This is a genomic window from Christiangramia marina, from assembly GCF_048285865.1.
GTDB classification, from domain to species: domain Bacteria; phylum Bacteroidota; class Bacteroidia; order Flavobacteriales; family Flavobacteriaceae; genus Christiangramia; species Christiangramia marina.
This window is the reverse complement of sequence record NZ_JBLVTK010000002.1, coordinates 557,318-560,028: the sequence shown is the minus strand read 5'-3', so window position 1 is coordinate 560,028 and position 2,711 is coordinate 557,318. Positions and strand designations below refer to the sequence as shown.

Sequence of the window (2,711 nt, the reverse complement as noted above, 5' to 3'; positions counted from 1 at the left end):
TCAACCCGTGCAAATATTTTTTTAGAACATGGCAGGATTTGTTAATTACATTTCAGAATCATATAACGAGTTAAAAAACCACGTTACCTGGACAAGCTGGTCTGAAGCTCAGAGGCTAACAGTGATTGTTGCTGTATTCTCGATTGTTTTTTCATTGGCAATTTGGGGTGTTGATACGCTTTTTAGTGGAGCGATTGAGCAGTACTTCGAATGGGTTAAATCATAAAACAATAAAGAGTGATGGCTGAAGCTAAGGAGAAAAAGTGGTATGTGGTTCGCGCTGTAAGTGGACAGGAAAATAAAGTTAAGGACTATATAGAGAAAGAAATTGCTCATATGGGGCTGGAGGATTTTGTGGACCAGGTTCTTGTGCCTACTGAAAAAGTAATACAAATTCGTAACGGGAAAAAAGTAAATAAAGAAAGAGTTTATTTTCCTGGCTATGTAATGATTCAAGCTAATATCAGCGGTGAGATTCCTCACATTATTAAAGGGATAAATGGCGTTATTGGATTTTTAGGTGAAACTAAAGGGGGAGACCCCGTTCCACTTAGAAAATCTGAGGTGAATAGAATGTTAGGTAAGGTAGATGAGCTATCTGTGAAGACAGATAATGTTGCAATTCCATTCACAATAGGCGAAACAATCAAAGTAATTGACGGTCCGTTCAATGGTTTCAATGGAACTGTTGAAAAGATCAACGAGGAAAAGCGTAAGCTTGAAGTAATGGTCAAGATTTTCGGAAGAAAAACTCCATTAGAATTGAGTTATATGCAGGTAGAGAAAGTATAAAAAATTACTGTTACATATATTTTTTGATAGTTTTTTCAGCTTCCACTCAATAAACTATCATTTAAAAATTTGAAAAATGGCAAAAGAAGTAAGTAAAGTTGTAAAACTACAAGTTCGCGGAGGTGCTGCTAACCCATCACCACCAGTTGGACCTGCTTTAGGTGCTGCCGGAGTGAACATCATGGAATTCTGTAAGCAATTCAATGGTAGAACTCAGGACAAGCAAGGAAAGGTGCTTCCAGTAGCAATTACTGTTTATAAGGATAAGTCTTTTGATTTTGTAATCAAAACACCACCTGCAGCAGTGCAATTGATGGAAGCGGCAAAAACTAAAAAAGGTTCAGGTGAGCCGAACAGAAAAAAAGTAGCTAGTGTTTCTTGGGATCAGGTTAAAGCGATTGCAGAAGACAAAATGCAGGATCTTAACGCATTTACTGTTGAATCTGCAATGAAAATGGTTGCCGGAACAGCTCGTTCGATGGGAATAACTGTAAAAGGTGAAGCACCGTTTTAATCCAAAAAGAAATTAGAAAATGGCAAAATTAACTAAAAAGCAAAAAGAAGCTCAGGGAAAGATCGAGAACGGTAAAACGTACACGGTTGCTGAGGCGTCTGCTTTGATAAAAGATGTTACCAACGCAAATTTCGATCCTTCTGTAGATCTTGCAGTTCGTTTGAACGTAGATCCACGTAAAGCTAACCAAATGGTTAGAGGTGTTGTAACTCTTCCGCACGGAACAGGTAAGGATGTTAAAGTTCTTGCGCTTGTTACTCCAGATAAGGAAGAAGAAGCAAAAGAAGCTGGTGCAGATTTCGTTGGACTAGATGAATACCTTGAAAAAATTAAAGGTGGTTGGACAGATGTTGATGTTATCATCACTATGCCTAGCGTTATGGGGAAACTTGGACCATTAGGACGTGTTCTAGGACCAAGAGGGCTTATGCCTAACCCAAAGACCGGTACGGTAACCATGGATATTGCTAAAGCAGTGTCTGATGTGAAAGCTGGAAAGATCGACTTTAAAGTTGACAAAACAGGGATTGTGCACGCTGCAATTGGAAAAGCATCCTTCGATGCTGAGAAAATCGCAGGTAACGCAAGAGAATTATTAACTACGCTGGTAAAATTGAAGCCTCAGGCAGCTAAAGGTCTTTATATAAAGAGCATTTATATGACTAGTACCATGAGCCCGAGTATAGAGATAGATACTAAAAGGTTTACTGAGCAATAATTTACGATTATGACAAGAGAAGAAAAATCACAAGTTATAGAAGACTTAACTGCTCAGCTAGCCGGATTCCAAACTATCTACTTAGCTGATATTTCTGGCCTTGACGCTGGAAGTACTTCTAACTTACGTAGAGCTTGTTTCAAAGCAAACGTTAAGTTATCGGTAGTTAAAAACACGTTGCTTGCTAAAGCTATGGAGGCATCCGATAAAGATTTCGGAGAACTTCCAACAGTTTTAAAAGGTAACACATCAATTTTGCTTTCGGAAACTGGAAATGCTCCAGCGAAAGTAATTAAGGATTTCAGAAAGAAATCTGATAAGCCTCTACTTAAAGGTGCTTTTGTTGAAGAAGCTATCTACGTAGGTGATGATTATCTTGAGACATTGGTTAACATCAAGTCGAAAGAAGAAGTTATCGGGGATATCATTGGATTACTTCAGTCTCCTGCTAAAAATGTTGTTTCTGCACTTAAATCAGGTGGTGGAAAGATCGCAGGAATCCTTAAGACCCTTTCAGAAAAGGAAGGATAATATAGTACGCACTTTTTAACAATTATAATTAAAGAACTTTTTAAAAACGATAGAAAATGGCAGATTTAAAAGATTTCGCAGAACAACTAGTTAACCTTACTGTAAAAGAAGTAAACGAGTTAGCTGATATTTTGAAAGAAGAATACGGTATCGAGC

General features: G+C 37.9%; 5 protein-coding genes and 1 pseudogene. All 6 read left to right on the top strand.

What is annotated here, in order from left to right; genetic code table 11:
* The first annotated feature begins 28 nt into the window (after positions 1-28).
* Positions 29-226 carry a preprotein translocase subunit SecE gene (secE, locus tag ACNKXS_RS09035; RefSeq protein WP_026915412.1) on the top strand — a complete coding sequence of 66 codons (198 nt, stop codon included), beginning with the start codon at positions 29-31 and terminating at the stop codon, positions 224-226.
* Between the two features lie 14 nt (positions 227-240).
* Entirely contained in the window at positions 241-792 is a 552-nt protein-coding gene (nusG, locus tag ACNKXS_RS09030) for a transcription termination/antitermination protein NusG (RefSeq protein ID WP_141877088.1), read from the top strand.
* Positions 793-868: 76 nt separating this feature from the next.
* The gene (gene rplK / locus ACNKXS_RS09025) at positions 869-1,306 is read left to right on the top strand and encodes a 50S ribosomal protein L11 (protein ID WP_026915414.1); all 438 of its coding nucleotides are present in this window, start codon (positions 869-871) and stop codon (positions 1,304-1,306) included.
* 19 nt (positions 1,307-1,325) lie between these two features.
* Complete coding sequence (rplA, locus tag ACNKXS_RS09020) at positions 1,326-2,024, top strand: 50S ribosomal protein L1 (protein ID WP_298246388.1); 699 nt, start codon at positions 1,326-1,328, stop codon at positions 2,022-2,024.
* Between the two features lie 9 nt (positions 2,025-2,033).
* Positions 2,034-2,555, top strand: a complete 522-nt coding sequence (gene rplJ, locus ACNKXS_RS09015; protein WP_298246389.1) for a 50S ribosomal protein L10 — start codon at positions 2,034-2,036, stop codon at positions 2,553-2,555.
* A 56-nt stretch (positions 2,556-2,611) separates the two neighbouring features.
* Positions 2,612-2,711, top strand: a pseudogene (locus ACNKXS_RS09010) (50S ribosomal protein L7/L12); the annotation flags it as partial.

Excerpts from the sequence above, each read along its gene's own strand:
- rplK (WP_026915414.1), top strand. The coding sequence starts at position 869 with ATGGCAAAAGAAGTAAGTAAAGTTGTAAAACTACAAGTTCGCGGAGGT.
- secE (WP_026915412.1), top strand. The coding sequence starts at position 29 with ATGGCAGGATTTGTTAATTACATTTCAGAATCATATAACGAGTTAAAA.
- rplJ (WP_298246389.1), top strand. The coding sequence starts at position 2,034 with ATGACAAGAGAAGAAAAATCACAAGTTATAGAAGACTTAACTGCTCAG.
- rplA (WP_298246388.1), top strand. The coding sequence starts at position 1,326 with ATGGCAAAATTAACTAAAAAGCAAAAAGAAGCTCAGGGAAAGATCGAG.
- nusG (WP_141877088.1), top strand. The coding sequence starts at position 241 with ATGGCTGAAGCTAAGGAGAAAAAGTGGTATGTGGTTCGCGCTGTAAGT.